At 66.8% G+C, this 6,275-nt stretch carries 7 protein-coding genes; all 7 read right to left on the bottom strand.

Annotated features, from left to right (window positions below):
- On the bottom strand, nucleotides 1-1,300 hold a 1,300-nt coding region (locus NBV68_RS16775; protein WP_296312005.1), incomplete at its 3' end, for an MFS transporter.
- A gap of 48 nt (nucleotides 1,301-1,348) precedes the next feature.
- Nucleotides 1,349-2,041 carry a 7-cyano-7-deazaguanine synthase QueC gene (queC, locus tag NBV68_RS16770; protein WP_296312003.1) on the bottom strand — a complete coding sequence of 231 codons (693 nt, stop codon included), beginning with the start codon at nucleotides 2,039-2,041 and terminating at the stop codon, nucleotides 1,349-1,351.
- A gap of 46 nt (nucleotides 2,042-2,087) precedes the next feature.
- Entirely contained in the window at nucleotides 2,088-2,483 is a 396-nt protein-coding gene (locus NBV68_RS16765; RefSeq protein ID WP_296312001.1) for a hypothetical protein, read from the bottom strand.
- A 110-nt stretch (nucleotides 2,484-2,593) separates the two neighbouring features.
- Nucleotides 2,594-3,493, bottom strand: a complete 900-nt coding sequence (locus NBV68_RS16760; protein ID WP_296311999.1) for an Hsp33 family molecular chaperone HslO — start codon at nucleotides 3,491-3,493, stop codon at nucleotides 2,594-2,596.
- A gap of 43 nt (nucleotides 3,494-3,536) precedes the next feature.
- Nucleotides 3,537-4,487: an ornithine carbamoyltransferase gene (gene argF / locus NBV68_RS16755; RefSeq protein ID WP_296311996.1), complete on the bottom strand. Its 951-nt coding sequence runs from the start codon at nucleotides 4,485-4,487 to the stop codon at nucleotides 3,537-3,539.
- Nucleotides 4,484-5,683, bottom strand: coding sequence for an aspartate aminotransferase family protein (locus NBV68_RS16750; protein ID WP_296311995.1), 1,200 nt, complete (start codon nucleotides 5,681-5,683; stop codon nucleotides 4,484-4,486). The genes argF and NBV68_RS16750 overlap by 4 nt, the downstream gene beginning before the upstream one ends.
- Before the next feature lie 137 nt (nucleotides 5,684-5,820).
- The coding region (locus NBV68_RS16745; protein WP_296311993.1) for a cold-shock protein at nucleotides 5,821-6,275 on the bottom strand (455 nt) is incomplete at its 5' end.

The raw sequence follows: 6,275 nt of genomic DNA, 5'->3' as shown, positions 1-6,275 counted from the left end.
TGGTTGCCGCCGCCGCCCCCAGTGCCGTCGCCGCGAACATCCCGGCAAGAAAGTTCATCGCGTAGAACAGGACAGCATTCTCGGTGGTGAAGCCGATCCAGATCGGCACCACTGGCGCGAGGATCCCGAACATCACCACCAGGATCCGCCCCGAAGGGTTGCGCCCCCGCAGCCAATCGGACAGGCGCCCGCCGAGGATCACGCCAAGGAAGCCCGAAAGCGCCCCGCTCCCCCCGAGCACGAAGGCGAGCTCGGCCTTGGGCAGCTTCAGCACCGTCTCGGCATAGGGCGCCGACCAGAACGCAAGCGCGTAGGCGCCGAGCGACACCAGCCCGTAGCCCAGCGCGGTGCAGATGAAGGCGGGAGTCCCCCAGATCAGCCGGAAGGTCGCCGGATCGTGGCGCCGCAGGGTCGAGGCCCATGAGAACACCGCGTAATAGCCGAAGGCAATCGCCGACCACTGCGGAACGTTCTTGGTCAGCTTGATCATCACCAGCGCGAAGCCAATCATCGCCCCAGCCATCGCCACATTGACCAGCGCCGCCATCGGCCCGCGCCGCAGTGCGTGGAGGACCGTGAAAGGCGGAAGCAGCATCGACAGATCGACGAAGAAATCGACCAGCGGGTGGCGCGTGCCGCTCGCCGCGTCGGGCTGACGCGCGGGCTCGCGCAGCGAGGCGACCCAGATCGCCAGCAGCACCCCCGGCACGCCCACGGCGAGAAACGCCGCCTGCCAGCCGACCAGCCCGGCGACCCCGCCGCCCGGATAGGCCGCATCCCACACCTGCGAGATCTTCGCCCCGATCAGCAGCGACACCCCGCCCCCGAGATACAATCCCGAGGAATAGATCGCGAGCGCGGTCGCGCGCTGGCGCGAGGGGAAATAGTCAGAGATCAGCGAATAGGCGGTCGGGCTCGCAGTCGCCTCACCCACGCCCACGCCCATCCGCGCAAGCGACAGGGTGAGGAAATTCCTCGCAAAGCCCGACAGCGCGGTCATCGTCGACCACAGCAGCAGGCCAATGGTGAGCAGCCGCACGCGGTGCCAGCGATCCGCCAGCCGGCCGAGCGGCACCCCGAACAGCGCATAGAACACCGCGAAGGCCGCGCCCCCCAGAAAGCCCAGCTGCCCGTCGGTCAGCGCCAGATCGCGCTTGATGTCGACCGCGAGGATCGAGAGGATCTGCCGGTCGATGAAGTTGAGGATGTAGACCACAACCAGCACGCCCAGCACATACCAGCTGTAGGCCGACGCGGGCGCCTCGCTATTGCCGGGCGCCACCGTGGTGTCCTCACTCAAAACTCATCCCCTATCCCGTACACTTGCTCGACACCGGCGTGCGGCCGGTCAGGCGTTATAGCGGGTGCTATCGACAATACCCGCCTCGGCAAAACCCTTTTTCCGCAAACGGCACGAATCGCACAGCCCGCAGGCGAGCCCATCGGACGTGGGATCGTAGCACGACCAGCTCCACGCCGGGTCGAGCCCGAGGCGCGCGCACTCGCGGGCGATGTCGGCCTTGGTCATGTGCTGGAGCGGCGCGTGGATCGTGAAGGGCGCGCCCTCGACCCCGGCCTTGGTGCCGAGCCGCGCGGTTTCGGCAAAACTGGAGATGAATTCGGGGCGGCAATCGGGATAACCCGAATAGTCGAGCGCGTTGACCCCGATGAACACGTCGCGCGCGCCCGCCGCCTCGGCGCAGGCCGTCGTCAGCGCAAGGAACACGAGATTGCGCGCGGGCACATAGGTTACCGGAATATCGTCGCCGACCCCGCCCTTCGGCACGTCGATACTGTCGGTCAGAGCCGATCCGCCAAACGCGCGCAGATCGAGCGCGATCGGTGTGTGGCGGGCCAGCCCCAGCTTTGCCGCGATGCGCGCGGCCGATTGCAGCTCAAGCTTATGCCGCTGTCCATAGTCGACGCTGAGCGCATGGACCGCAAAGCCCGCCTCCTGCGCGAGCGCGGCGGTCACCATCGAGTCGAGCCCGCCCGAGAGCAGCACCACGGCGAGCGGCTGGGTTTGTGCCGGATCAGTCATGCCCGCGGCCCTATCATGGGCTCGCGCAAAGGCAATCGGGGCGCGCTCAGCACGTGCCGGTGCGGCGCGCCTCGCCCGTCAGTTCGAACGGCATCCCGCCCTGAATTCCCTGGCTTTCGAGCTGCACCAGCGCGGGCGTCTCGCGGCGGATGCTGGTGCGGCCATAGCCGTTGCCGGGGCAGGTATACTGCACCGTCACCCGCGCCGCTCCGTCCTCGACCACGAACTGGCTGCACCCGCTTTCGCGGTGCATGAGCTGGATGAGCTCGGCGCCCGACTTCACGCAGACCTTGCGTTCGGCTGCGCCGCCGCGCTGGCGGATGGTCCATTCGCCCTTTGCGAGGGTGCCGAGCATGGCGAGCCCGTTGCCCTGTGCCAGTACCGGCACAGCGAGGCCAAGCACCACGCCGACCCCGGCGAGCGCCAGCGCTCCCTGTCGCATTCTGCTGTCAATCCGGTTAGTCATACGGTCCCTCATGCCAGCTTTGCGCAGCCACGCCTTGCAAAAACTGGACGCATTTCTGCGCATATCGCGAAGTTTTCGACCAAGTGTCAGATCGCCAGCGCAAACGTCTTGGAGCAGAAGGCGCAGTCGACCGCGATGATCCCATCGGGGCCGCGCATCTCCTCCTGCTCGTCCACCGGGAAGCGGGCGATGATCGCCTCGTAATGTGCCGAGGAGCAGCGGCACCCGCGCGACAGGGAATCGCCCGGCTGGACGCGCACTTCGGGTTCCTCGTGGAACAATCGCCACGCAATTCCCTCCAGCGACAGGCCTGCATCGAGCAGCTCGTCATGGCTGATCGTCCCCGCCAGCACCGCGACATGCTCCCAGTCGGGGTGATCAAGCCGCACGTGGAGCCGCTCGCGCCCTTCCTCGCCGTCGGGGAGGTGCTGCACCAGCAGCCCGGCCGCCATGCGCCCGCCTGTGCCGGCGCGGCTGGCGACGCGGATCAGCGTCGGGATCTGTTCGGACTGGCTGAAATAGCTCTCGCACGCCTCGGCCAGACTGTCGCCTTCGAGCGGGACGATGCCCTGATAGCGCTGGCGGCCCTCGGTCTCGAAGGTGATCGCCAGATAGCCCTCGCCGAACAGAGCCGCGAGGCTGGGATTGGCGCCCAGGGTCGCCAGCCGCTCGCCGTCGAAATCGGCATAGCCGCGCACCGCGCCGGCGCGATAGTCGCACGCCAGCAGCTTGACGATTCCGCCCTGGGTCTGCGCCTGCAGGGTCATCTGCGCGTTCTCGCCCTTGAGCAGCCCGCCCATCAGCGCGCCCAGCACCAGCGCCTCGCCCAGCAAGTGGGTGATCGGGGCCGGGTAATCGTGGGCGGAGAGCACCTCTTCGAGGACTCCCTCCATGCGCACCACCCGCCCGCGCGCATTGCGCCCCGGCAGGGTGAAGCCCATCAGCGTGTCGGAAAAGGTCTCGGTGGTGGCGGCCGTGTCAGTCATGCGCCGCCATATGGGGACGCATCCCGCTGCGCGAAACCCCCCGTCAATCGCCGAGCATCCCGAAGGCCCACAGCAGCACCGATTTTTGAGCATGGATGCGGTTTTCGGCCTCGTCGAAAACCACCGATTGCGGGCCTTCGAACACCTCCAGGCTGACTTCCTCGCCCACGTGTGCGGGCAAGCAGTGGAGGAACACCGCATCGGGCTTGGCCTCGGCCATCAACGCGGCATTGACCTGATAGGGCGCCATCGCCGCGAGCTTTTCCTCGGCATGAGCCTGACCCATTGAGACCCAGGTGTCGGTGACGATCACGTCCGCCCCGCGCGCCGCAGCGGCGGCGTCCTGCGTCAGCGTGACCGTGGCCCCGCCCGCGCGCGCCAGTGCGACGAAGGCCGGATCGGGTTCGTAGCCCGCAGGGGTCGCCACGCGGACATTGAACTTCATCAGGCCGGCCGCCTCGAGGATCGAGTGCAGCACGTTGTTGCCGTCCCCGAACCACGCGACCTCCAGACCGGGGAGCGCCTTGCCGTGCTCGATCACGGTGAGCAGGTCGGCGACAATCTGGCACGGGTGCGACATGTCGGTGAGGCCGTTGATCACCGGCACCGTGGCATGGGCTGCCATTTCCTCGATCTTGGCGTGATCGTCTGTGCGCAGCATGATGCCGTCGACCATCCGGCTCAGCACGCGGGCGGTGTCGGCGATGGTTTCGCCCCGCCCCAACTGGCTCGAGGCCGAATCGAGCAGCAGCACCGTGCCGCCCAGCTGGCGCATCGCGATGTCGAAGCTGACGCGGGTGCGGGTCGAATTCTTCTCGAACACCAGCGCCAGCACGCGGCCCGTGAGCGGCGCGTCGGCGTCGGGCGCGCCCTTGGACAGGCCAGCGCGCGCCGCCTTGCGGTCCAGCGCGTCGTTGATCATCGCGGCGATCGCATCGCCCCCGGCATCGCCGAGGTCGAGGAAGTGGCGATAGGTGCCCCCACCCCCCGTCATGCCGGTTCAGGCACCTTGAAGCTCGCCGCGCCCGCTGACAGCTTGTCGAAGAACTCGTCGATCTCGGCATCGCCGATCACCAGCGGCGGGATGATGCGGATGGTGTTGTCGCCCGCAGCCACGGTCAGCAGCTGGTGATGATCACGCAGGTGCACGTAGAACGGGCGGCTCTCCATCTTCATCTTGAGCCCGAGCATCAGCCCCTTGCCGCGCACCAGTTCGAACAGCTCGGGGTAATTGCCGATGAACTGTTCGAGCCGCGCGCGCAGGCGCTCGCCCTTTTCGGCGACCTCGGCGAGGAAATCGTCGTTCGCCACAGCTTCCATCACCGCCGTCCCTGCCGCCATGGCGAGCGGGTTGCCGCCATAGGTCGATCCGTGGGTGCCGAAGGTCATCCCGCGCGCGGCCTTTTCGGTGGCGATGCAGGCGCCGAGCGGGAAGCCGCCGCCGATGCCCTTGGCGGTGGCGAGGATGTCGGGCTCGATCCCGTAATGCTCGTAGGCATAGAGCTTGCCCGTGCGCGCGACGCCGCACTGCACTTCATCGAGCACCAGCATCAGATCGAGCTCGTCGGCGAGCTTGCGCAGGCCGTGCATGAACTCGACCGACGCGGGGCGGATCCCGCCCTCGCCCTGGATCGGCTCGACCAGGAAGCCCGCGGTGTTGGGCCCGATCAGCGCCTTGGCCGCCTCGAAATCGTCGAAGGGCGCATATTTGAACCCGGCGAGCAGCGGCGAGAAGCCGTGGTGCATCTTCTCCTGATTCGACGCCGAGATGGTCGCCATCGTGCGGCCGTGGAAAGCGTTGTGGAAGGTGATCAGCTCGAAGCGGTTCTTGTCCCCCGCATCGCCTGCGTTCTGGTGATAGGCCCGCGCGGTCTTGATCGCCGCCTCGACCGCCTCGGCGCCCGAATTGGTGAAGAACACCGTGTCGCCGAAGGTCTTGTCGACCAGCCACTGCGCCAATTTCTCGCCCTGCGGGCTGCCGTAGAGGTTCGAGACATGCATCAGCGTCGCGGCTTGCTGCTGGATTGCGCCGATCAGGCCATCATGCGAGTGGCCGAGCAGGTTGACCGCGATGCCGCTCGCGAAATCGAGGTAGCGGGTGCCGTCCTCGCCGATCAGATGGCAGTGCTCGCCGCGCACCGGCCGGACACCGCAACGCGGATAGACGGGCATGAGCGGTGTAATCGACATGGGCTACGCATCCTGAAATTGAAAAAACGCGGGGTCTGAAACGCAAATGGCGGCCCTGAACCAGAGCCGCCATCCGCTTTACCGTTTAATCTTCCGCTTCCCCCCAGTCAAACCGCGAGGAGCGGGTTGCGGCCGGGTCAGCCTTCGATCGGTGCCAGATTGACGGCAGAATACTTTCCGCGTCGATCGACCTCGAGATCGAATTCATAGCGTTCGCCTTCGTTCAAGGCCGTCAGGCCCGAACGTTCGACCGCGCTGATGTGCACGAAAGCGTCCGGCTGGCCATCATCGCGCACGAGGAAGCCGAAGCCCTTCATCGCGTTGAAGAACTTGACCGTGCCCTTGGCGCGTTCACCGGTCAGCTCGCGAGCCGGAGCTGCAGGCTTGGCCGCCACGGCGATCACGTCACCCACGACCTGCAGGTCCTGCGCCGACACCTTGCCGCCGCGATCCACGAGGTTGTACTGGAGTTCCTGCCCTTCGGCGAGGCCTTCGAGACCGGCGCGTTCGACCGCGCTTATGTGGACGAAGACATCTTCACCGCCGCCATCCTGCTGGATGAAGCCGAAGCCCTTCTGGACGTTGAAGAACT

The organism is Erythrobacter sp. (genome assembly GCF_023653175.1).
GTDB lineage: Bacteria > Pseudomonadota > Alphaproteobacteria > Sphingomonadales > Sphingomonadaceae > Erythrobacter.
Note: the sequence above shows the minus strand (reverse complement) of the source record. Positions and strands in the feature narration are given on the sequence as shown.

Excerpts from the sequence above, each read along its gene's own strand:
- queC (WP_296312003.1), bottom strand. The coding sequence starts at position 2,041 with ATGACTGATCCGGCACAAACCCAGCCGCTCGCCGTGGTGCTGCTCTCG.
- NBV68_RS16765 (WP_296312001.1), bottom strand. The coding sequence starts at position 2,483 with ATGCGACAGGGAGCGCTGGCGCTCGCCGGGGTCGGCGTGGTGCTTGGC.
- NBV68_RS16760 (WP_296311999.1), bottom strand. The coding sequence starts at position 3,493 with ATGACTGACACGGCCGCCACCACCGAGACCTTTTCCGACACGCTGATG.
- argF (WP_296311996.1), bottom strand. The coding sequence starts at position 4,487 with ATGACGGGGGGTGGGGGCACCTATCGCCACTTCCTCGACCTCGGCGAT.
- NBV68_RS16750 (WP_296311995.1), bottom strand. The coding sequence starts at position 5,683 with ATGTCGATTACACCGCTCATGCCCGTCTATCCGCGTTGCGGTGTCCGG.